The organism is Haloarchaeobius baliensis (assembly GCF_052060055.1).
GTDB classification, from domain to species: domain Archaea; phylum Halobacteriota; class Halobacteria; order Halobacteriales; family Natrialbaceae; genus Haloarchaeobius; species Haloarchaeobius baliensis.
In genome coordinates, this window is the sequence record NZ_JBPPFR010000001.1 from 568,743 (window position 1) to 590,197 (window position 21,455).

The following is a 21,455-nucleotide window of genomic DNA, read 5'->3' on the forward strand; positions in this document are numbered from 1 at the left end:
ATGAGTCAGAAAAATCAAAACAACATTACAGGCACGGTAGAACAGTATTCAGAAGACAGTAGCTCCAAAACAGGACTCCTAACTAAACTGGTATCTAGCAGAGATATTCTTCTCCTTGTTGGTGGAGTCCTATTCCTACATCTAATCGGAGTTATCACGATTCCATACGTTGAACAGTTATCATCTATTCGGTACGGAGACGCCTTCTTATCCCTAATTGTAGGAATGACAGTTGCACAGGGGCTTGTGTGGACTCGTTTCAAAGAGATCTTAGAAGAGATATACAGCAAGAATTGGGATTATGTGTCCTTGGTAGACGCACAGGGAGATGTGTTTGGTGCGTGGAAAACGGATCCTTGGACACTCAATCCGATGAATGAATCAGTGGAATGGATCGGGAACACAGATACGGCTGAAGTGTACAGAGAAGGCGTTGATGTAGCTGGTCGGAGGTATGCGATGATTCGGATGTTAGATGTTGCTGATGAGGATTCTGAGGCGGAGTATGTGCTTCAGAATATAGACCAATACCCTGCTGAGATTGACGAGGACATGGTGATATCCAATAAGGAACACCTCTCCCACGTTATGGACAATCTTCAGGAGGACGCTGAATTCGGTCGGAAAGCCCGCCTCTCCCTGAAATCTCGAATCAAGCACTACGTCAACAAGATTTCTGCCCAACTTTCGGTTATGCACCAACACGCAGTTAACGAGGGAACGTCCGACCCAGAGGAGCTGTTCGAGGAGTCTATAGAGGGCTTCGAGAGGCTTGAACTAGATGTAGATGACCTAGGTCAGGATATATCTGAAGACCTAGCACAACGGGCAGAACAGGAGATTAAGCAGGAAATGAAAAAGGACATGAATGACTCGTCCAACGGAGGTGATTCCGATGAGTGATATCAAGAATTACTACGCCTCTGCCTCTCTAACAGAGCAAATCAAAGACTCAGCAGGTCATCTTGCTGAGGTAGATGATCGGGTGCTGTTTTTTAAGGATGATGTGTCTATGAGGTTCGCTCAGTTACAGATAGAGAATTACCCTTACTGGCATCCAGATATGCCTGTAGACATCCAAGAGAGCGAGATATGGAAGGATCTGATCCGATACAATAAGTCGGAGAATGTGATGGAGGCTATTCGACAGGGGAAGATCTCGGAGCTATCGGCTATGTCTGGATTGAATGACGATGGGATCGAGGCGACCGGTCTAGAAAACTACGAGAAATTACTAGCACAGCCTGCCACGATTCTATACCTCTATGCGAACATGGGCGCTGGAAAGTCCTTCTTTGCCTCTCTAGGGATGCAGGTATTCCTTGACTGGGTTCGACGGAAACACGGTGAAGATACACCGTCTGAGGAGGTTTTAGCATCCAACGTAGACACACTCAACGGGACTACCTATGCGAACAAGATTAGAGACCTTCTGAAGTGGCTCAAATCCAACGATAAACCGAAGCTGTTCCTCTTCGATGAAGCCTCGCTCTATGCTAATTCCCTCTCCATGAGCAATATGCAACAGGCGTACTCCTCCCTCTTACCAATAATAATCCTGATAAGGCGGTACGGAGGGCGAATCATCTTTATTGGCCACTCCGGGACTGACCTTGGGAAGCAAATGCGAGAGATGGCGACGATCTGCAAGAAGGAGTCTAAGAAGAAAGCGACCTTCTATAAGACGATTGACGGCGGTCAACCGAAAGGAAAGAAGTTCAGTATGTATGCGATCCCTGAGATGATTGAAGGGGCACAAGAGGAAGGAATCGTCCCTGAAACGAAGGATAAGGGAGCTTGGGAGTGGACAGAAGAGGATCGTGATCTCATCGAGTCCGAGCTGGCAGGGTTCGGGCGAAGAGCAGAGGAATTCCACTTCCCAGAGGATGATGAACTACCTGAAGCGGGACAGGCGGAGTATGATAGCTGTAGAGTATGTGATCGGACTGTAGGGATAGATAACACTGGATTCTGTCCTGACCACTCTATGGACGACCTTCATGAGCCTGATAACGACACTGAAGATATACTCGACCTAGCAGGGAATGCTGATACGCTTCACTGGTAGATCTTTTGGAAACTGTGGGCGATTTCTCCCACAGAATCGGCTCTACTGCCAGAATCTCAAAATATACGCCCGCCCGTGAGTATTTTCCCCTCTACTACGTAGAGGGAAAATATAGAAGATAAGCGCCGAGAATTCTGGAGGTAGAGCGGTTGAGTATCGACCAAGACCGTCAGTTCAAAGGGGGTACAAGCCCTAACGAGTAGTAATGATTGCTTCTTCAGAAATCGACGATTGGCTGTCGTCAGAGTCTCAGAATGCACTTGTTCACGGTGACAGCCAAAATGTTTTGAAGCAGTTTCCTGATGATTCTGTGGACTGTGTAATGACTTCTCCTCCGTATTGGGGTGTCCGGGAATATGAAGGCGAGAGTGAGCTTGGACTAGAGCCTTCATTCGAGGAATTCATCGACAATTTGCTTGAGATCTTTGGAGAGATTCAGCGGGTTCTGAAGCCTGAAGGTAGTTTCTGGTTGAATATCGGGGATACGTATGAGAACAAAGATCTCCAAGGTGTTCCGTGGAGGACTGCACTGGCTCTCAAAGATCGTCAGGATTGGATGCTGAGGAACGATATCATCTGGAACAAGGTCAAAGGGAACCCCAGCTCAGCGAATGACCGCCTGCGTGTGATGCACGAGTATATCTTCCATTTCGTCCAGCAAGGGAGCTACTACTACGATGACGAGGCAATTCGAGAGGACGAAGACTTCGAACTGACTTTCAAAGATAATGGGGACGTGGTTTCACCTACTGGAGTATCTGGTACTCGCTATCGCCGTCAAATCGAAAACAACGACGCACTCACTGAGGAAGAAAAAGAGAATGCTATCGACGCCCTAGAAGAACACTTGGAGATGCTGAAGAACAGGGAGATCAAGGACTTCAGAATGGTCATCCGTGACGAACAGCGGACGACGCATGGAGACACTGAGGATCTATCTGGACGGGCTCGGGAGAAAGCAGAGAATGGGTTCTACTTCCTGCGATACAACGCTGATGGACCTATGCCTGAGAATATTTGGGATGTTGTACCTGAGGATGAACACAGAGAGGACAGCCACTGTGCAGTTTACCCTGTAGACCTCTGTGAAATTCCCATCAAGGCTTCGTGTCCAGAAGATGGAGTTGTATTAGATCCATTCGCTGGCACGGGGACGACAGTAGTTGCGGCGAATAAGTTTGACCGGCGTGGAATCGGCATCGACGCTTCCAAAGAATACCTCGAAACTGCTCAGGAACGACTGGATAAAGGAGTCCAGAAGACGCTTACTGACCTTTAGAACTTGTTCTTGATGCTACCCTTGAAGTCGTCCTTTGTTGGGATTGTTTCGTTCTCGTCCGAGTCCATCATTTGACTCACGCCTTCAAGATCAGCAGATAACTTCTGGTCGATCTCCCACTCGTACTTTTCCGTTTCATAGTTGTAGTCGAATGAGTATGTGTAGAAGTGGACCGGGTTTTCTTTCTTAGCCTCTTCTAGCCTTGACGTGTTGACCGTTCGGTGTAGGTAATCGAGGGAAACGTCCTGAATTAGGAAGATGATGTTCTCTCCCCATTCATCGAATGCCTGCCCCTTTTGGAAGGCTTGTTGCATCATCGTCTTTGGGAGTGACATCTTCCAATTCATCCCGTAGTTCTTATCGACCTCCCCCATATCTTCGCCATTCTCGTAGGCTTTCTTGTGTTCCCAAACCGAGCCAGTTGTGTCGATAGCCTGTATTTCGATTCCAGCGAAGTCTATGATCTCTCCACTACTATCCTGCTTTCCTGCTACAAAGTCAATAGACGCTCCGAAGAGGGCTACTTCGGGTACTCTGAAATGCTCCCCTTCATCGACAAAGAGTGATTTGACTGGTTCGAATACCTCATCAGTATAGAACCGTTTCGGACATATGACATGTGGTTTGTATTCTGATACGCCTCGACCCTTGTAGCCGACCGAGCAAGTCCCTATGGTAACATCGTTATCGGACTTCCTGCGCTTGGAACATCGGTTGCCTGTGAATGGGCAGTGTTCGTTCTCTCGTTCCTCCTCGGCTTCATCAGAATCCACCCACGGCGGGTGTCCATAGAACTCAGTCGGATGCTTTCCAATATCGGGGTTCACTCTAGCGACATAATCCAGACATTAAATAAAACTATCTTAAAAGGTACTTGAGGTGATGAGCGTAAATCATACTCACTACGGACTGAGTTCCGGATAATCTGATTCTAACTGCTCGAACCCCACATTCAAATCAATAATTGGCGCTCTAGTTTCAATCATAGCGTTAGACGTGGAAATTACTTTAGGACTGGAAAAAGTATTAGTTAATTGTTATGTCTGACGACGATATGAAAGTCACACAGTATGAGGAACGGGATTTCGGAGATCTCGATTCTGAAGAACAAGTAGAGTACATCAAAGCAGAGATTACTGAATTCACAGGTCGGGTTGTAGTTGCGGTCGGTATTGCTATCGGAGGAATCTGGTACGGATCAAACACGAAGCCACATTCCTATGCCAGTGAGTATTCTGGAGAAGTAATCCAAGTCACGACTTCTAGTATAGTATTCTGGACGTTAGCAATTCTCGGCGTTTCAGCGTATGTTGGCTTCAGTGCGTACAAGCGACGAGAACGGATTCTGAACGCTATTCGTGCGACACAGAATGGAGGTGATGACGCATGAAGGACCGAGTAGTTACTATTGGATTGATCTTAGCTCTCTGTAGCGTAAGTTTCCTCGCTGGATACCAAATCCACGAGCCCAGAGTAGTCACTGAAACCGAGACTGTCACAGAAGTAGAGGAGGTAGAGGTGCCGAAAGTGATCGAGGAAGACCCTAATCAGCTGGTGGCTCAGTCTGATTATTACTATCTTGAGTGCGATGAATATGTTCCTCCCGAAGATAGGGTAATCGAGTCTGCTGATAACGGTGGAGGTGAAACGGAGGACTACACGGACAACAAAGCGTTCAGGCTTGTCTACGACAAGGATTCTGGTGCTTTCATTGCTCTCAAAGATTACACTGAAGACTTCGAACACGAGGAAATAGCGGAAGCAAAGGAAGATCGTCTAATCGAGAAATATTGTCCTCACCCCGAAGGAGGTGATGGGTCATGATCGAGCTACACCCACTCCTGCAAGTCGTTCTGGCAGGTCTATTCCTTGGAGTCTTCTTGATCTCCCTAGCTCGGAATTCAGGTTCAGAGGAGGACGATGAGGACGACAATGACCGCAGTGAGAAGAGTCAGCAGGCTCGTGATCAGAATGAATGAGACAGTCAGAGAATCCACGAAGGAGAAGGGAGAGTTCGGAGAATTATACGCAATTATAGAGGTTCTTGACAATCAAATCCACTACATATATTCCGATATAGTTTTCGAAGTGACAAATTGGGATAATTTTGAAGAAATAGAATTATTAGAATTCAGGAATGTAGACGGTAAAAAATCGGCTATAGCTGGGATAAGATCGTCTAAGAAAGTGATCTATAGGAACGAGAAAGTTCTTTCAGATAGCGACATTTTAGCGAGTACGATATAGCCGAGTTGTGCCACAAGTCCGCCACATTTCTCCATATATACCCTAATTCCCTTATTTTCACTAACTTACCATAAGTAATATAGGCAAATAGACACAACAATTCGTGTATGGTTAGAATAGAAGACGACGAAGCTAGGTCCAAATGCTGGCTTAGTTTTCCCGACGAAATCAGAACAGTCGAACAGTATGCCCGAGAAAGAGATTGGGAGCAAGAAATAGCGATCCAACTGATGGCTCGTGTAGGATGTAGATCTTCAGGCGTTCCCTCAGCTCGACCCGAAAACCTCCGCTGGAATGGTGACGGTGAATACTGGGAACTTCGAGTGCGTGGGAAAAATACCAAAGGAGGCGAGAAGACAGTCAGAGATGCCTACGTTCCTACTAAGGTTAAAGAAAATCTGGACCGGTATGCCTCCGAGCGAAACATAGCTGATGACGAACCGTATGTCCAGAAGAGCGAGTCTAGTATCGGACGGTGGGTTCGAGAGATTACGGACCAGATCGCTGAGGAAACGGGCGAGGGACGCTGGTATGAGGTTTCCAGCCACGATCTCCGCCGTACATGGGCATCACACCATCTTGTCGAGCAGAGTGTCGCAGTACGGGTAATGATGGAGATTGGCGGGTGGTCGTCCTACGATGCTATTGAACCCTACTTGACAAAGCCAACTCCCAAGAAAATCGGTCAAGAGATGGGTGATTCGCTATGAGCTGGAAACAAGAAACAGCTGGAGAAGCAGAGATCGTCTCAGAATGGGAATATCAGGGTGTAGAGTGTATAATTGTGGAGCGCACAATAGTAGATAACTACTGCGCCTATGCTCATGTATATCGAGACGATCTCTATGAGAATCACGATCTCGACATTCAGAATTATGTAACCTACGCAAGATCAAATATGGAGGTAGTAGGAATCGATAGCGGTCACGCTGGTATGTGGGATTATGAACCCGAGGATATTCAAGAGGATTTAGAAGAGTTACTAGACGAAGTGGTGTGTTCCGAGTGTTCGAATGTAGAATACAAACACGGCTACTGCGAGGAATGTATAGAGGAGAGTCCTGAGACTGTATTAGCATCTGAGATTTGATTACTCCTTTACTCTCTCAACCCCTTTATACGCTATATGATAGACAATATGCAAATCGTAGACGATAGCACAGCTTGCTTTCTCAGTGACGATCAGTACGTGGGAACTGTAGTTCATGAGGATGAGGGCGAAATCCTGCGCCTAGAATCGGAAGAGAACAAGATAACCTTCGATGAGCTGTCCGTACTGTATTTCATACATACACATGGACCAGTTCCTGTTTCCGAGATCAAGGAAGAGTACGACGCAGATGATCCAAAGGTCGAAGCAGTCGTTGATGAATTACATCACCGAGGAGAGGTATATCAGCCCACAAAAGGATACTACCGAGTCGTTCAGGACGCAGAAGACTAGCGCATCCGATCAACAATTTCCTGTTCTAACGCCTTCCGATAGTCTATTTCGTGCGGAGTGACTTGCCCGTGTTCTGATTCAATCGCACGAAATTCAACGGTTTCACGATACTCTTCTACCAATTCGTCGTTGCTCATCTCTTCTATTTCTTTCATATAGTATAAACTATATTACAGGTCTAAAACGGTTCGGCTACGGGTTCTCCACGCCCTCGTAGGTGTAGATGTGATACATGTCCCTCAACTCCATCACGGCTTGAGTCGCATTCAAAATCTTCTTCCGCTCCTCGTGGTCGTGGGGGCGATTCTCCGAGACTTTCTCATACAATCGACTCAGGTCGTCATAGAGCATATTCACTTGTCCATAAGAAGGGTCGTCAGGCAGTTTGTATTCACTCCAACCGCACTGATTAACCTGCGTGACCATATCGTTACACTCCCTGATTTTGAGTTCCATCTTCCGGTTAGTGACGGAGTGTTCATTCTCTTCCTGTTCTTCTCCTTCCGCTTCGTCACCGCTAGATTTGAGCAACCCGAACATCAGTCGCCACCTCCGAACAACTGACTGTGAAGACCTTCCTGTTCGAGTTCCTGATATTCGCCCACCAGCGCCCGCTTACTGATATTCTCCATCTCCTCACTACACAACTGCATCAATTCCTCCATTTCAGCCTCTTCCGACGACGCCTGAACCGTTAGATCATGCGAGCTGATCTCGATCTGGTTCCGCCCCTGAGACTGTTCTTCTAAACGCTCCACTTTGCTCTGAAGTTCATCAACCTGTTCTTCGAGATCGTCGGCGTTCTGGGACTCACTCACTGATTGAAAACCTCTACCTCACACTAATGGGTGGACTAGGGAAATAACTTACGTAGAATCTAAGTAACGCTGGGATTCCTTCTGGGGGAAGTGAACCGTTCCCACACCCACGGCACCCTTTTCCGCCGACCGATTGACGCCACAGCATGGCGATCTCCCTCCTCGAACTCGACGTCGACGGCGAGACGTACGAGGCGCGACTGAACACACCCGAAGCCAGCGACACCGACACCTGCGTACTCGTGCTCCCCGGCGGCGGCCACGGTCCCTTCGGCGACATCTTCGACATCACCGCCTACGAACTCGCACAGGAGAGCGTCGCGACCTACCGCTTCGAGACGTGGACGACGGCCGACGAGCTGCGGGCGAAGTCGTTCGCCGACTTCCACGCCGAACTCGACGCGGCCATCGCCGAGGTCGGGGACCGTGGCTACGACCGGCTGTTCCTGCTCGCGAAGAGCTTCGGGGGCAGAATCGGATTGACACACGACCTGGACGCGTTCGAGCGCGTGCTCGGCTGGGCACCGGCGGTGCGGCTCGCCGACGAGTCGAATTTTGAGAACCACTACGACACGCCCCTCGGCGAGACGGAGGACCTGCAACTCGACGCCGGGGACGTGGCGGGCGTCGACGCACCCGTGCGAATCCTCCGCGGCAACGAGGACGAGGTGGTCTCGGCCGACGACGCCGAGAGGCTGACCGCCGCGCTCGCGGACGCGGAACTGCGCGAGATTCCCGGCGAGGACCACTCGTTCAACGAGAACCGGACGACGGTGGTGGCGGAGACGCTCGACTACCTGGTGCCGGACGGCGACTGACCGGCGTCAGGGCTCTGCGACGTGGCCCGCGCCGGCCCCGTCGCTATCGAGCAGGGCGACCAGCCCCTCGGGGTACAGCGGTTCCGCGCGCTCCTGTACCGATTCGAGGTCGAACCAGCCGGCGTCGTACTCCACGGCCCCGCCGGCGTCGACACCGGAGAACTCCTCGCGCTCGTACAGCAATCCGTCCTCGAACGTCGCTTCTCGAAGGACGACGATCTCGTGGTCGGGCTCGCCGTCCCACGTGAACCGGTTCTCGATGGTACCGACGGTGGGTCCGGCCGAGAGTTCGACACCGAGCTCCTCCCGGAACTCGCGCTCCAGCGCCTCGGCACTGGTCTCGCCGAACTCGATGCCGCCGCCGATTGGTCGATAGAACGCTCCCTCGCCGGGGTCGGTGAGACGCTGGAGGAGGTACTCGCCGTCGCGTTCGAGGATACCGAGGACCGTCGTCTGGATGGGAGGCATGGACCGCGAAGAAGACGGCAGTTCCGAGTAAAGCTACCGATTCCGGGTCGCTACCGCGCCGTCGGCGTCACCGACTCGGAGATGGCGTTCTTCACCTGGAGGGCAGCCGAGGCAGCCAGCCCGCGGGCGACCTCCGCCTGGTCCTCCGGGTCGATGAGGTCGTCGTCGTCGAACTCGTCGACGTCCGGCGTGAAGCCCGCGCTGATGGGGTTGCCGACCGGCGGCTGGACGGCGACCGTCGCCTGCGGGCCGCCGACGCCGTTGGAGATGTCGCCGTCGACGACGTACTCGTCGGGGAGGAACTCCCGGGTCAGGGCGGCGATGCGGGAGACGTCCGCGCGGAGCCGCCGCTTCTGTTCCGCCGTGAGCTCGGGCACGTCGGCGGACGCACGCTTTCCCGCCTGCGTGCTGCCCGGCAGACCGGCGTACGGAGTGTTTCCATTCATAAAAACTCGCTACTCCGGCTATGGCCGGATGGCCTAAAAAGCGTTCGGCTACGGCACTCGAGACGGGGTTGCTGTCGGCGGGCCCGACGCCGACGGATCGAGGACACACGACGCCCACGACCCGACGAAAAGGCTCTTGTCCGGACACCCGATACATCCACCCATGGCAGACGGCTCGGAGGAGAAGACCGTCGACAAGTCGACGGACGAGCTCCTCGCAGAGACGGACGACCTCCTCTCGGACCTCGACGGCGGCGACGACCGCGCCCGAACGTCGCAGTCCGAGCAGTCCACCCGGCGCGAGCCTGCCCCCGACGACGACGGCGGCCTCGACCTCGGCTTCGGCTCGGAGTCGTCGTCGACGCAGGCCGAACAGTCCACGGACGGGAGCGACGGCGAGGGCTGGCGGGGCTACTTCAACCCGAAGTCGTTCCTGCTGGCGACGCTGCTGTTGACCGTCGGCTACGTGGCGGGCGGGTTCGTTCCCGTGCTCGGCGCGCTCGCGAGCTGGGCGGGGCTGGTCGGCGCGGCGTTCCTCTACGGCCTCGCCACGTCGAAGGGCCGCTACCCGGAGACGGCGCTCGCGGGTGCGGGTGTCGGGCTCGTGACGACCGTGCTGACGAGCCTGCGCTTCATCGCGTTCGCGAACGGCCAGCTGCTGCTCGCGCTCGGGGCGGGCCTCGGGCTGGTCGGTGCGCTCGTCGGCTACTACTTCGGGTCGGACCTCAGGAAGGGACTCACGAGCGACCCCGACGAGTTCGAGGACGACCTCAGCTGGTAGTCAGTCGGCGAGCTGCCAGCCGTCTGAACCGTAGCGGACGAGGTCGTTGTCCTGCAGGTCCGCGAGCACGTCCTCGACCATCCCGGGCGGTGCGTCGACGCTGTTGGCGATCTCGACGGCGGTTCTGGGCTCGGAGCGCACCGCGAGCAGCACGTCGGCGTAGAGCCGGCTGTCGCTCCCTGCCCCGACGGAGTCGGTGATGCGGTCGAGCACGTCGGTCATGCGGCCCTGGACCCAGCGCTGGGCCATCGAGAGCTCGTTCTCCAGCTCCTCCAGCCGGGAGAGGTCGGCGACGAGGTCGTTCGTGTTCTCGCCCTCCTCGGAGTACTGCACGTCGAGCTTGAGGTGGCGACACGTCGTCATGTCGAGGCTCTTCGAGGCGGGGTAGGCGCTCTTGGTCGCGAAGGCGTAGGGGGAGACGTTGACCTCGAGCCGGAGGTTGCGTGCGATGTGGAAGTACTTGCGGCGCTGGTCGTCGGTGTGGCTCTCGATGAGGCCGGCGTCCTCGAGCTTGCGGAGGTGCTCGATGACGGCCTTGGGGCTGACGCCCAGGTACTCGCTGATTTCGGTCACGTAGCACGGTTTCCGAGCGAGCAGGCGCAGGATGCGCCGTCTGTTCTCGTTTCCGAGCAGGTCGAGCAACGCCGCTGAGTCCATCTAGCTGTGCCTTGGCGATTAGCGCGTAAAAGCGTCACCCCTCCGGTCCGCCGGCGGTCGGTCAGGCTGCCGTCCAGGGGAGCGGCTCGAGGAGGACGGTGTCGGCCGAGAAGATGGCTGCGTCGCCGCCAGCGCCGTCGTCAGAACCGCCGTTGCCGCCGTTCCCACCGCTGCCGCCGGTCCCTGCACCGGTACCGTCGCCGTCGGAGCCATCGTCGCCGCCGGCCCCGTCGTCAGGGCCACCAGGTCCGTTTCCCGGGCCGTCGGAGACGTTCCCGCGGTTCTCCTCGCCCTGACCGGGGTTGTCACCGGGGCCATCGTCGCCGTTGCCGCCGGTCTCGTTCCCGCAGTTCGGTCGGTTCTCCGGACAGTCGTCGCTGTCGAGCCCGGGCACGTCCTCGGGGGGCCCGCCCGCACCGAGTTCGCGGGCCATCTCGGCGATCTCGGGGCCGGTGAGCTCGCTCGCGTTCTGCCGGATGCGGTCGAGCTGGGTGGTGTTCACGCCGGTCTCGCGGGCGGCGTCTTCGGTCTGGTTCAGTGCGGACCCCAGCGCGGCGAGCCGGCTCGTGAGCGACGCCAGCTGTGCGCGGTAGGCCACGCGACTCATCTCGTCTCGGCGTTCCTGCAGTCGCTGGCGCTGCTCCTGGAGTGCCTCCAGTCGTGCTTCGAGGGCGGTCGTGCGGCCCTCGACGAGCCGGGTCCGCGTCGCGTTGTCGCCGGAGCCGTTGAACGCGGCGCCCCACATGCGACTGTCGACCTCTCCGTTGGCGTCGGCGGCAGCAGACTGCGCGAACGTGGAGAAGGCGCCACCCATCGATCGGTTCGAGGAGTTGTTGTCCCCGGGTGGCGTCTGGACTGGGTCGTTCGTGGCTGCTGCGTCGACCGCCGTCGCGGGAGTCGGGTGGTCCGCGACCGCCACAGGGAGGGCTGCGACGGTGAGCACGACGCAGGCCAGAACGGCGAGTGTGCTCTTCATCACCGGGTCCTAAGGCTGACTCCCCTAAAAACCTCCACCACCGTTCGGACGGTTCACCCGTGTGCGGGGGACCGTTCAGAATCGTTTTCCCGCTCGCAGTCGGTCGGTTTGCGGTCCGATATAAACACTGCCCAACATGCTTTTGGGTGTCAATGTCTTTCACACTAGTGCACAGCATGTTCGAAGCGTTCTCGAGTAGCTACTACTTCGGGCGGTTGTACGTCACGCCGTCCGAGGGTGACGAGCCCGTGATGCAGCGCGAGCAGCACGAGCGCGTCGCCGAACAACTCTACCACGACGGGAGCGGCCTCACCCGGACCGACAGCCCGCTGGTGATGAAACTGGATACGGCCCATCTGGCCGTCCACGGCGAGGACTGGGTCCCCGCGGACACACTCGCAGTACCCGAATCGCTCCTCGAGCGGACAGACATCAGGAACCCACCGGAGCTCACCGAGGTGTTCCTCGCGAAGGCGGACCGAGCCTCCCAGCTGCTCCGGTTCACGGGCTACGGGGGGGCCGACACCGACGACGGCTTCGACGTCGAGCCGAACGCGGGCACCTGACCCCCGGCCGTTTCTCTCCGACCGCCGGCCGACGGCGCAACCTAGAAGTACGCGGCTCTCCCCGCTTGGAACGATGCTCGACGAGTTGCTCGGCCGCGCGGAGCTGAAGGACCGCATCGGGGAGCTGGAGGAGGAGACCGAGCGACTGGAGGCACAGCTCGAGGCCGAATCCGAGCGCCGGGCCGACGCCGTCAGCGCCAGACAGGACGCCGAGGAGCGCGTCAACCGGCTGGAGGACCGCATCGCCCAGCTGGAGGGCGAGCTGGACCGTCACGACGACGACGACGGCGACGACCTCGCCTTCCACGCCAGGACGGATCGCCGCGGCGAGCGACTCGACGAGGTACTCTCGCGACTGGAGAGCGTCCGGACGGAGCCGGAGGGCTTCCTCTCGGCCGCCGTCGGCGAGGACGACGACGCACCCGACGCCGTCGAGGAGCTGCTCGGCGACCGCGCCCGGCTGGTCGAGCGTGCGGCGCCGTGCCTCGTCTACGCCGACGACGCGGGCCTCGTCTCGACGGTGCTCCAACCCCCCGTCCAGCCCGGTGCCTTCTGCGAGTGGGGCGAGGCCGCCCGCCTCGACCGCGCGTGGTGCCAGCCCACCGGCCGGTTCGCCCTCGCGCTCGTCCGTGCCGACGTGTTCGCCATCGGCGAGTACGACGGTGACGAGCGGCTGTCGGTCGCGTCGTTCGAGAGCGACGTGAAAGGCGACCACTCCAAGGGCGGCTTCTCGCAGGGTCGCTTCGAGCGCATCCGCGACGAACAGATCCAGAACCACCTCGACGACTGCCGGGAGGCTATCGAGGGCCGGGGCGCAGAGCGGCTGTTCGTGGTGGGTGACCGACGGCTCGTCGGGGAGTTCTCGGACCAGGCTCGGGCGACTGCTGCGGTGGACGTGAGCGAGAGCGGTGCCGAGGGGCTGGACGACGCGGTGCGCGAGTTCTTCACCACGCGGGTGTCGACGTTCTAGCGGTCGTCCCAGTTCCGGACGTGTCGTTCGGGGACTCTACATGGCCGCCGACGAGAATCCGGTCATCAAGCTACCTTGCCGCCCCGAGAACGTTTTTCCCGTCCCCCGGCGAACGCGGAGTCATGAGAATCGCCATCCTCGCCCACGAGAAGTTCCCGGACCGCGCGAAGACCGCTCTCGGGCTGTTGCGGTACAGCGACGACGAGGTGGTCGCGGTGCTCGACCGCGACAACGCCGGCAGCCGGGTCGGCGACTTCGTCGACGACGTGCAGGACGCCCCGATCGTCGCGTCGATGGCCGACGCGCCCGACTGCGACGCGCTCGTCGTCGGTATCGCGCCCATCGGTGGTGGCTTCGAGGACTCCTGGCGCGAGGACGTTCGAACGGCGCTCCGGAGCGGCTGTGACCTCGTCGCCGGCCTGCACTACTTCCTCGCGGACGACGAGGAGTTCGCCGACCTCGCCGCCGAGCACGGCTGTGACATCTGGGACGTGCGCAGGCCACCCGAGGACCTGAGCGTGGCCGAGGGCGTCGCGGGCGAGGTCGACGCCGAGGTCGTCCTCACGGTCGGGACGGACTGCTCGGTCGGGAAGATGACGGCGACGATGGAGCTCTGCGAGGCGGCACGGGCGGCGGGCCACGACGCTGCCGTCATCCCGACGGGCCAGACCGGCATCATGATCGAGCACTGGGGCATGCCCGTCGACCGGGTGGTCAGCGACTTCACGGCCGGTGCGGTCGAGTCGATGATCCTGGAGAAGGGCGACGAGCACGACTACCTGTTCGTCGAGGGGCAGGGCTCCATCGTCCACCCGGCGTACTCCGCCGTCACCTGCGGCATCCTCCACGGCGCACAGCCCGACAGCCTGGTCCTCTGTCACGAAGCCGGACGCGAGGCGGTCCACGGCTACGAGTCGTACCCCCTCCAGCCCGTCGAGACGTACGTCGACCTCTACGAGGAACTCGCCGCGCCTGTCCGCGAGACGAGCGTCGTCGCCGGCGCACTGAACACCGTCGGGCTGGACGACGACGCCGCGGCCCGCGACGCCGTCGACGGGTTCGCGGAGACGCTCGACACGCCCGCGACGGACCTCGTGCGCTTCGGTGCCGACGACGTAATGGAGGTGATCCTGTGAAGCTCACCGTCGAGCGCGTCTCCCTCGAGCTCGCGGAGACGTTCACCATCTCGCGGGGCTCCACCGACCGGACCGACAACGTCGTCGTCCGCCTCTCCGACGGCGAGCACGAGGGCGTCGGCGCGGCCGCGCCCTCCGCCCACTACGGTGAGGACGCGGGCACCGTCGAGGCAGCTATCGAGCGCCTGCGCCCCACCATCGAGGCCATCGAGGACCCGTTCCAGGTCGAGCGCATCGAACGCGAGCTCGGCCACGAACTCGGCCGGAACCCTGCGGCGCGGTGTGCCGTCTCCATCGCGCTGCACGACCTCGTCGGCAGCCACACCGACCTCCCGCTGTGGCGGTACTGGGGACTCGACCCCGACGCCGCGCCCGACACCTCCTACACGGTCGGCATCGGTGAGCCCGAGACGATGGCCGACAGCGCCCGGCGCGCAGCCGATGCGGGCTACGGCACGCTGAAGGTGAAGGTCGGCACCGACGACGACCGCGCCAGGGTCGACGCCGTCGCCACGGCCGCGCCCGACGTGACCCTGCGCCTCGACGCCAACGAGGCCTGGACACCGAAGGAAGCCGTCAGCAACGCGAACTGGCTCGCCGACTACGACGTGGAGTTCCTCGAACAGCCCGTGCCCGCCGCCGACCCGGAGGGCCTGCGCTACGTCTACGAGCACTCGCCGCTCCCTGTCGCCGTCGACGAGTCCTGCGTCACGCTCCCCGACGTCCCGGCCGTCGCCGACCGCGCCGACGTGGCCGTCCTGAAGCTGATGAAATGTGGGGGGCTGGTCGAGGCCCGCCGGATGGTCCACGCCGCCCGCGCCCACGGACTCGAGGTCATGCTCGGCTGCATGATCGAGACCGACGCCGCCATCTCGGCCGGTGCACAGCTCGCGCCGCTCTGTGACTACGTCGACCTCGACGGGTCGCTGCTGCTGGACGACGCCTCGGACCCGTACGAGGGACCCGTGAGAGCCGGCGGACACATCGACCTCGACGACCGACCCGGCATCGGACTGCGGTAACGGCGACTACTGATTTTCCGACCGGCGCGCGGCTGGCGAGACTGTGCGAGCGCAGCGAGCGCGTCGAGCCATCCGCGCGAGGGATGAGAAGCGCAGGGAGCGCTAGCGACTGAGCATCGCAGTCGGCTGGGGAGGCGTGAGGTGCGGTGCTGTGCGGGGGTGGGACTGAAAGGGGCGACGCGCTCGTCGAGCGAGACGACGCAAGGACCGCAGGTACGAGGACCGCAGCGAGTCGTAGCCGACGAGCGCGTCGGGGCTTTCTGGCTGTTGTCGTGACCGGCCGTTCCCCCGATAGGCGGGGCATTCTGGCTGTTGTCGTGACCGGCCGTTCCCCCGATAGGCGGGGCATTCTGGCAGTTTTCGTGACCAGCAGTTCCCCCGATAGGCGGGGCATTCTGGCAGTTTTCGTGACCAGCAGTTCCCACGACTTGGCCACGAGACACGAATCCAGCGACGACACGCGATGATGGAAGCTTTCAAGCGCGCGCTGGCCGAATCCCGCTCCATGTACGAGGGACTCAAAGGGTTCCGTGACGTCTACCCCGCCGAGATGGCGGCCTATCGGGCCGTCATCGACACGGTCGAGGACACGGCGCGGGGCTACGGCTTCCGCGAGATCTCCACACCCGCACTGGAGCGAACGGAGATGTACGTCGACAAGTCGGGCGAGGAGATCGTCGATGAGCTGTACGCCTTCGAGGACAAAGGGGGACGGAGCGTCTCACTCACACCGGAGCTGACGCCGACGGTGGCGCGGATGGTCGTCGCGAAACAGCAGGCGCTCTCGAAGCCGATCAAGTGGTTCTCGACGCGGCCCTTCTGGCGCTACGAGCAGGTCCAGCAGGGCCGGTTCCGGGAGTTCTACCAGACGAACGTGGACATCTTCGGCTCCGCCGAACCAGAGGCCGACGCCGAGATACTCTCGTTCGCGGCGGACATGCTGACGAACTTCGGCCTCTCGGCCGACGAGTTCGAGTTCCGCGTCTCGCACCGCGACATCCTCGGGGGGCTGCTCCGCGAGTTCGACGCGGACGTGCAGACGACGGAGGCCATCCGCGCGGTGGACAAGCGCGCGAAGATCGCGGAGAACGAGTACCTGGACCTGCTGTACGACGCGGGGCTCACGTACGACCAGGCCCGCGAGTTCGACGACCTGCTGCTCGCCGGGGACGACGACCTCGACGCGCTGACGGAGTGGTCCGAGAGCGAGCCGGTCCACGACGCCGTCGCCAACCTGCAGGACGTGCTCGCCGCGGCAGAGGACTTCGGCGTGCGCGAGTTCTGCGACGTGTCGCTGACCACGGCCCGGGGGCTGGACTACTACACGGGCGTCGTCTTCGAGTGCTTCGACGCGACCGGCGAGGTCTCCCGCGCCGTCTTCGGCGGGGGGCGGTACGACGACCTCATCGAGTCGTTCGGCGGCCAGCCCACGCCCGCGGTCGGCGTCGCCCCGGGCGTGATGAACTCCACGCTGCCGCTGCTCCTCCAGCGAGCCGGCGTCTGGCCCGAGGAGGCCGTCTCCACGGACTACTACGTGCTCTCCGTCGGCGACACCCGGCCCGTCGCGGCCCGGGTCGCCCGCGACCTGCGCGAGCGTGGCCACGTCGTCGAGACGGACGTCTCCGACCGGAGCTTCGGCGCGCAGCTCGGCTACGCGGACTCCATCAACGCCGAGACGGTCGTCGTCGTCGGCGAGCGCGACCTCGCGAACGGCGAGGTGACGGTGAAGGACATGGCATCCGGCGACGAGACCACCGCACCGGTCGACGAGTTCCCGGGCGCCCACGACCGCCCGACGTACGACACGTTCGCAGAATAGACGGCGTTACGCGGTCTGTATCTCCCGTCTCGTCCGGTCGATGATGGCGGTCTGGACCATCGCGCCCGGCGTCTCGAAGTCGGTCGTCCGCGCGAGGAAGCTGCTGTTGGCCGCCGCCGGGTTCTCCCCGTCCGGCGTCTCGCCGGCGAACGCGGCAGCGATCTCCGATTCGGTCCACGGGCTCGACTCCAGGAACGCCTCGAACTCGTCGAACTCCGTGTGCGCGGCCATGAACGCCGGTGTGAACAGGGTCGCGAGGTCCGCCTCGCCGTCGGCGACGGCCTCCGCGAGCTGGGCGCTCTCGGCCAGTACGTCCGTGATGCGGGCCACCTCGTCGGCCGTGTACTCGCCCTCGTCGACGCCGAGTTGTGCCGCCAGATCCGCGCCGACCACCTCGGCGACCTCCGCGCCCGTGAACGTCTCCATGCTCTCACGGTGTGTGCGGGGGGTCGTAATCCTGTTGGCGCTCTCGTACCCGCGGCGATTATCACGCATCGCCACGAACCGCCGGGCGTGCCACGGCGAGCCTTCCGGGTCGCGTACGACGGCCGGCCGTTCCACGGGTTCCAGCGCCAGCCGACGCTCCCGACCGTCGAGGACGCGCTGTTCGATGCGCTCCGGGAACTGGGGGTGCTCGCCGACGACGCGGACAAGCCGGCGGGCTACGCGGCGGCTGGACGCACCGACGCGGGCGTGTTCGGGCTCGGCCAGACCGTCGCGTTCGACGCGCCCGACTGGCTCACCCCGCGGGCGTTCGACGGTGAACTCCCAGCAGCGGTGCGGGCCTGGGCGCACGCCGACGCGCCCGACGACTTCCACGCGACCCACGACGCGACGAGCCGGGCGTACGAGTACCACCTGTCCGCGCCCGACGCCGACCTCGAACTGGCCCGGGTGGCGGCGGACCGTCTCCGCGGGACCCACGACTTTCGGGACCTCTCGGCGGTCTCCTCGGGGAACACCACCCGGACGCTCACGACGGCGACGGTCGAGCGCGACGACGACTTCCTCGTGATCCGAGTCCGTGGCGACGGCTTCCTGCACGAGCTCGTCCGGCGACTCGTCTCGCTGGTGCGGGCGGTCGCCACGGGGGAGGTCCCGCCGGAACGCGTCGATAGCGTGCTCGTCCCGGGGACGCTCCCCGACCACGAGATCCCGCCGCCGGCACCGCCCGGGGGCCTCGTCTTCCTGGACGCCGCGTACCCCGGTCTCGACTTCGGCCCGGACACGCGAGGCGTGGAGAGCGTCCGCGAGGTGTTCGGCGACCGGGCGGTGCGGGCGACGACGCGGGGGCGGCTCTGCCGGCGGGTCGTCGCGGGTGTCCCCGAGGCTGTCGGCGGCGAGGGTGACGACGGCGGGTCGGGCTGACTCAGGACTCCGGCCACACGCCGGCGGCGCGCATCCCCGGCTCGTACTCCTGTTCGCGGAGCGCGTCGAGAAGGTCCCCCCGCGAGATACGGTCGGGCCGGGTCTCCGTCACCCGCTGGACGAGCAGCGTCGCGAGTATCGCGTGGCTGCGGAGGGTCCGCGGGTCCGCCTTGTCCAGCGTGTCGGCCCGGGTGTGGGTGACGCCGCGGCCGCGCTCGCCGCTGTCGGAGTGGAGCTGGAGGGCGGGGACGCCGGCGGTGAGGAACGGCCAGTGGTCGCTCCAGGGGTGCGGGTCTGGTCGCACCTGTACCGGGTGGTCGGTGTCGTCCGCGAGTCCCTCGACGAGCGCGGCGAGGTCGTCGCTGCCGTGGCTGAAGGCGACGAGGTCGCGGTGCCGGCCCGCGCCGTCGACGTTGACGACCGTCCGGACCGACCCGGTGTCGAGTTCGCCCGCGAGTCCGTGGCTCCCGACGAGGCCGACCTCCTCGCCGCCGACCGCGGCGACCCGAACCCGGCAGCCGAGGTCGAGCTCCGAGAGGGCGCGCGCGACGCCGACGACCACGGCGACGCCACAGCCGTTGTCGAGCGCCCCCTCGCCGACGTCGTGGGCGTCGAGGTGGGCGAGCACGAGGACCTCCTCGTCGGTGTCCGGCCCGAGGACGCCGTGGACGACCGGCGTCTCGCTCTCGTCGCTCGTGGCGTCCACCGACACCCGGACCGCGCCGTCGCGCTCTGCGTACCGGCGGAGCCACTCGCCCGTCTCGTACGAGACGCCGATGCCGGGGACCGCGCCGCCCTCGTCGAACCGGAGCGAGCCCGTCGGCGGGAGCTGGCCGGGGACGTGGTTCGCGAAGACGAACGCCTCGGCGCCGGCGTCGACCGCGTGGCCGTACTTCTCCATGCGATGGACGATGCGGCGGTCCGGCGGCGTGTCGGTGCTCGCGACGACGACCGCGCCGTCGACGTCGGCCTCGTCGATCTCCTCGGGCGTGCCGTAGCCCACGTCGACAATGGGTGCGCGCACTTCGCCGGCGGGCGAGTACGGCAGCGCGATGGCCTCGAAGCTCCGGGGCGTGGGCTCGACGACGCCGAACTCGGTCCGGCCGCGGGTCCAGCGCGTCAGCGGCACCGCGAACTCGGTGACGTTCCGGACCCCGGCGGTCTCGAACGCGCCGGCGACGAGGTCGGCTGCACGGGCCTCACCGTGGTGACCCGCGAGCCGGTCGTCGAGCTCGCAGAGCGAGCTGAGCACGTCCCACGGTTCGTCGTCGCGCCAGAGCCGGCCGAGGACCGCGTCTGCGTCCGTCATGGCTGGTGGTGGGAGCGGAGACGGGAAACGTGTTGTGTCGGTCCTCGTCAGTCGCGCGTCGACACCGGCAGCCGGAGCCCCCAGGTGAACACCCGGGTGTCGGTGTCCTCCACCTCGACCTCGACCTCCGTCCCGGCCGAGGACTCGAACCCGTCCGCGACGGCCGTGTCGCCGGGGACGACGGACTGGCCGGCGAACGGGCGGTCGACAAGGTTCTGCACGAACGGGCCGGCACCCACCGCGACGGTGTCGCCGTCGAGTTCGGGACCGGCGACGTAGCGCGCTTCGACCTCGTCGTCGTCGGTCACGTCGAGTGCGAACAGCACGAATCGCTCGTACTCCTCGTAGCTGCCGGCGAGATGGTCGAACCCGTCGGTCGGGGTCTCCGTCTCGCCGACGAGGAACCGGCCGTCCTGCGAGTAGGCGTCGAGGGCTCGGTGCTCGCGACGTTCGAGGTCCTCCAGCCCAGCCTCGACGGCCGACTCGTCGGGGAAGACGTGGACCTGCTGCACCGTCGTCGTCTCCGGGCCGACCACGACGCTCTCGCCGGTGCCGAACGCGCCCGCCGGGAACGGGACACCGGTCGCGGCCGCGGTGGGGAGCCCGCTCACCAGGTCCGGCTGGTAGCGGTAGACCGTCCCCGCGGTCGGCGCGTCGAGTCGGTCGACCAGTCCGGCGTAGTGCTCGTCGGCGTCGGACAGCGTCTCCGCGCCGCCGTTCGCGATGGACGCGAGCGTCGCGTCGAAGCCCGGCACGGACGACTGGTCGCCGCCCGGTACTGCGCGTCCGAGGAGGTCGTCCCCGACCGTCCAGACGTAGCCGTAGGCCGTCGATTCGTACCGGACGTACGGGCCGTCGTCCTCGACACGTCTGTACTCCTGGGCCCCCTCGCTCCGGTCGATGTGCGTCTCGATGGCGGCCGACACGCGGTCGACGTCGAACTCGCCGCCGACGAACTCCATGTCCGTGCGTCGGACCGTCGCCGTCGGCCCCTCCGGCGAGACGTGTCGTGTCCTGTTGTTCCCCAGCCGCGCGAGCATGGTGACGTGAATGTCGCCCGCGAGCTCCCGGACCGCCGCGTGGTCGGTCAGAAATGCCCGCTGTACCGGTTCCGGGGTCTGCTGTGGCACCATCCAGTTCGGCCGCCACCCCGACGCGTTCCCGCCACCTGCGGCGGACAGCATCGAACAGCCGGCCGCCGCCGCAGCCGCAGCCGTCGCGGTCCCGGCGAGGAACCCGCGACGGGAGATGTCGAACATACGA

At 61.7% G+C, this 21,455-nt stretch carries 28 protein-coding genes; 17 read left to right on the plus strand and 11 right to left on the minus strand.

Annotated features, from left to right (window positions below; translation table 11 throughout):
* From ACSG06_RS02900 to ACSG06_RS02910, 3 genes are all read left to right on the plus strand, one after another.
* Positions 1 to 903 (plus strand): hypothetical protein, encoded by a 903-nt coding sequence (locus ACSG06_RS02900; protein ID WP_440988760.1) that lies wholly within the window; start codon positions 1 to 3, stop codon positions 901 to 903.
* Positions 896 to 2,068 (plus strand): hypothetical protein, encoded by a 1,173-nt coding sequence (locus ACSG06_RS02905; protein ID WP_440988761.1) that lies wholly within the window; start codon positions 896 to 898, stop codon positions 2,066 to 2,068. The genes ACSG06_RS02900 and ACSG06_RS02905 overlap by 8 nt, the downstream gene beginning before the upstream one ends.
* A 205-nt stretch (positions 2,069 to 2,273) precedes the next feature.
* Complete coding sequence (locus ACSG06_RS02910; protein WP_440988762.1) at positions 2,274 to 3,347, plus strand: DNA-methyltransferase; 1,074 nt, start codon at positions 2,274 to 2,276, stop codon at positions 3,345 to 3,347.
* Here ACSG06_RS02910 and ACSG06_RS02915 read toward each other — a convergent pair.
* Positions 3,344 to 4,174: a NotI family restriction endonuclease gene (locus ACSG06_RS02915; protein WP_440988763.1), complete on the minus strand. Its 831-nt coding sequence runs from the start codon at positions 4,172 to 4,174 to the stop codon at positions 3,344 to 3,346. The two genes, ACSG06_RS02910 and ACSG06_RS02915, sit on opposite strands and share 4 nt — an antisense overlap.
* 227 nt (positions 4,175 to 4,401) lie before the next feature.
* On the opposite strand from ACSG06_RS02915, the gene ACSG06_RS02920 reads away from it, so the two are divergent.
* From ACSG06_RS02920 to ACSG06_RS02945, 6 genes are all read left to right on the plus strand, one after another.
* On the plus strand, positions 4,402 to 4,737 hold the full coding sequence (locus ACSG06_RS02920; RefSeq protein ID WP_440988764.1) for a hypothetical protein: 336 nt from the start codon (positions 4,402 to 4,404) through the stop codon (positions 4,735 to 4,737).
* The gene (locus ACSG06_RS02925; protein WP_440988765.1) at positions 4,734 to 5,171 is read left to right on the plus strand and encodes a hypothetical protein; all 438 of its coding nucleotides are present in this window, start codon (positions 4,734 to 4,736) and stop codon (positions 5,169 to 5,171) included. The genes ACSG06_RS02920 and ACSG06_RS02925 overlap by 4 nt, the downstream gene beginning before the upstream one ends.
* Positions 5,172 to 5,267: 96 nt before the next feature.
* On the plus strand, positions 5,268 to 5,594 hold the full coding sequence (locus ACSG06_RS02930) for a hypothetical protein (RefSeq protein WP_440988766.1): 327 nt from the start codon (positions 5,268 to 5,270) through the stop codon (positions 5,592 to 5,594).
* Positions 5,595 to 5,701: 107 nt separating this feature from the next.
* Positions 5,702 to 6,304: a site-specific integrase gene (locus tag ACSG06_RS02935; RefSeq protein ID WP_440988767.1), complete on the plus strand. Its 603-nt coding sequence runs from the start codon at positions 5,702 to 5,704 to the stop codon at positions 6,302 to 6,304.
* The gene (locus tag ACSG06_RS02940) at positions 6,301 to 6,684 is read left to right on the plus strand and encodes a hypothetical protein (protein WP_440988768.1); all 384 of its coding nucleotides are present in this window, start codon (positions 6,301 to 6,303) and stop codon (positions 6,682 to 6,684) included. The genes ACSG06_RS02935 and ACSG06_RS02940 overlap by 4 nt, the downstream gene beginning before the upstream one ends.
* Positions 6,685 to 6,720: 36 nt before the next feature.
* Positions 6,721 to 7,038, plus strand: a complete 318-nt coding sequence (locus ACSG06_RS02945) for a hypothetical protein (RefSeq protein ID WP_440988769.1) — start codon at positions 6,721 to 6,723, stop codon at positions 7,036 to 7,038.
* Here the strand turns inward: ACSG06_RS02945 and ACSG06_RS02950 are convergent.
* Genes ACSG06_RS02950 through ACSG06_RS02960 form a run of 3 tightly spaced genes read right to left on the minus strand, consistent with a single transcriptional unit; the run spans position 7,035 to position 7,856 of the window.
* A complete protein-coding gene (locus tag ACSG06_RS02950) occupies positions 7,035 to 7,193 on the minus strand; it encodes a hypothetical protein (protein WP_440988770.1) in 159 nt (52 codons plus the stop codon). The genes ACSG06_RS02945 and ACSG06_RS02950 overlap by 4 nt on opposite strands.
* 37 nt (positions 7,194 to 7,230) lie before the next feature.
* On the minus strand, positions 7,231 to 7,578 hold the full coding sequence (locus tag ACSG06_RS02955) for a hypothetical protein (protein WP_440988771.1): 348 nt from the start codon (positions 7,576 to 7,578) through the stop codon (positions 7,231 to 7,233).
* Positions 7,578 to 7,856 carry a hypothetical protein gene (locus ACSG06_RS02960; RefSeq protein WP_440988772.1) on the minus strand — a complete coding sequence of 93 codons (279 nt, stop codon included), beginning with the start codon at positions 7,854 to 7,856 and terminating at the stop codon, positions 7,578 to 7,580. The genes ACSG06_RS02955 and ACSG06_RS02960 overlap by 1 nt, the downstream gene beginning before the upstream one ends.
* Positions 7,857 to 8,002: 146 nt before the next feature.
* Here ACSG06_RS02960 and ACSG06_RS02965 point away from each other — a divergent pair, with 146 nt between their 5' ends.
* Positions 8,003 to 8,674, plus strand: a complete 672-nt coding sequence (locus ACSG06_RS02965) for an alpha/beta hydrolase (protein WP_440988773.1) — start codon at positions 8,003 to 8,005, stop codon at positions 8,672 to 8,674.
* 6 nt (positions 8,675 to 8,680) lie between these two features.
* Here the strand turns inward: ACSG06_RS02965 and ACSG06_RS02970 are convergent, their stop codons facing one another.
* Together ACSG06_RS02970 and ACSG06_RS02975 are read right to left on the minus strand one after the other, a co-directional pair.
* The gene (locus ACSG06_RS02970; RefSeq protein WP_440988774.1) at positions 8,681 to 9,142 is read right to left on the minus strand and encodes an NUDIX hydrolase; all 462 of its coding nucleotides are present in this window, start codon (positions 9,140 to 9,142) and stop codon (positions 8,681 to 8,683) included.
* Positions 9,143 to 9,192: 50 nt separating this feature from the next.
* Entirely contained in the window at positions 9,193 to 9,588 is a 396-nt protein-coding gene (locus ACSG06_RS02975) for a DUF5811 family protein (protein ID WP_440988775.1), read from the minus strand.
* A 163-nt stretch (positions 9,589 to 9,751) separates the two neighbouring features.
* Here ACSG06_RS02975 and ACSG06_RS02980 point away from each other — a divergent pair, with 163 nt between their 5' ends.
* On the plus strand, positions 9,752 to 10,369 hold the full coding sequence (locus tag ACSG06_RS02980) for a DUF8526 domain-containing protein (protein WP_440988776.1): 618 nt from the start codon (positions 9,752 to 9,754) through the stop codon (positions 10,367 to 10,369).
* Here the strand turns inward: ACSG06_RS02980 and ACSG06_RS02985 are convergent, their stop codons facing one another.
* Complete coding sequence (locus tag ACSG06_RS02985; protein ID WP_440988777.1) at positions 10,370 to 11,026, minus strand: ArsR/SmtB family transcription factor; 657 nt, start codon at positions 11,024 to 11,026, stop codon at positions 10,370 to 10,372.
* A gap of 61 nt (positions 11,027 to 11,087) precedes the next feature.
* On the minus strand, positions 11,088 to 12,002 hold the full coding sequence (locus tag ACSG06_RS02990; RefSeq protein ID WP_440988778.1) for a hypothetical protein: 915 nt from the start codon (positions 12,000 to 12,002) through the stop codon (positions 11,088 to 11,090).
* Positions 12,003 to 12,178: 176 nt separating this feature from the next.
* Between ACSG06_RS02990 and ACSG06_RS02995 the strand changes: the two genes are divergently transcribed.
* The 5 genes from ACSG06_RS02995 (at position 12,179) to hisS (ending at position 17,515) form a co-directional block, all read left to right on the plus strand.
* Positions 12,179 to 12,568 (plus strand): DUF5802 family protein, encoded by a 390-nt coding sequence (locus tag ACSG06_RS02995; protein ID WP_440988779.1) that lies wholly within the window; start codon positions 12,179 to 12,181, stop codon positions 12,566 to 12,568.
* Between the two features lie 73 nt (positions 12,569 to 12,641).
* On the plus strand, positions 12,642 to 13,538 hold the full coding sequence (locus ACSG06_RS03000; RefSeq protein WP_440988780.1) for a Vms1/Ankzf1 family peptidyl-tRNA hydrolase: 897 nt from the start codon (positions 12,642 to 12,644) through the stop codon (positions 13,536 to 13,538).
* A gap of 122 nt (positions 13,539 to 13,660) precedes the next feature.
* Positions 13,661 to 14,674, plus strand: coding sequence for an N-acetyltransferase DgcN family protein (locus tag ACSG06_RS03005; protein ID WP_440988781.1), 1,014 nt, complete (start codon positions 13,661 to 13,663; stop codon positions 14,672 to 14,674).
* The gene (locus ACSG06_RS03010) at positions 14,671 to 15,696 is read left to right on the plus strand and encodes a dipeptide epimerase (RefSeq protein ID WP_440988782.1); all 1,026 of its coding nucleotides are present in this window, start codon (positions 14,671 to 14,673) and stop codon (positions 15,694 to 15,696) included. The genes ACSG06_RS03005 and ACSG06_RS03010 overlap by 4 nt, the downstream gene beginning before the upstream one ends.
* A 505-nt stretch (positions 15,697 to 16,201) precedes the next feature.
* The gene (gene hisS, locus ACSG06_RS03015) at positions 16,202 to 17,515 is read left to right on the plus strand and encodes a histidine--tRNA ligase (RefSeq protein ID WP_440990286.1); all 1,314 of its coding nucleotides are present in this window, start codon (positions 16,202 to 16,204) and stop codon (positions 17,513 to 17,515) included.
* Positions 17,516 to 17,521: 6 nt separating this feature from the next.
* On the opposite strand, the gene ACSG06_RS03020 is transcribed toward hisS, so the two are convergent.
* Positions 17,522 to 17,941 carry a hypothetical protein gene (locus tag ACSG06_RS03020; RefSeq protein WP_440988783.1) on the minus strand — a complete coding sequence of 140 codons (420 nt, stop codon included), beginning with the start codon at positions 17,939 to 17,941 and terminating at the stop codon, positions 17,522 to 17,524.
* Between the two features lie 87 nt (positions 17,942 to 18,028).
* On the opposite strand from ACSG06_RS03020, the gene truA reads away from it, so the two are divergent.
* A complete protein-coding gene (truA, locus tag ACSG06_RS03025; protein ID WP_440988784.1) occupies positions 18,029 to 18,883 on the plus strand; it encodes a tRNA pseudouridine(38-40) synthase TruA in 855 nt (284 codons plus the stop codon).
* Between the two features lies 1 nt (position 18,884).
* Here the strand turns inward: truA and ACSG06_RS03030 are convergent, their stop codons facing one another.
* Positions 18,885 to 20,192 (minus strand): M28 family peptidase, encoded by a 1,308-nt coding sequence (locus tag ACSG06_RS03030; protein WP_440988785.1) that lies wholly within the window; start codon positions 20,190 to 20,192, stop codon positions 18,885 to 18,887.
* A 47-nt stretch (positions 20,193 to 20,239) separates the two neighbouring features.
* A complete protein-coding gene (locus tag ACSG06_RS03035) occupies positions 20,240 to 21,451 on the minus strand; it encodes a hypothetical protein (protein ID WP_440988786.1) in 1,212 nt (403 codons plus the stop codon).
* Between the last annotated feature and the right edge of the window lie 4 nt (positions 21,452 to 21,455).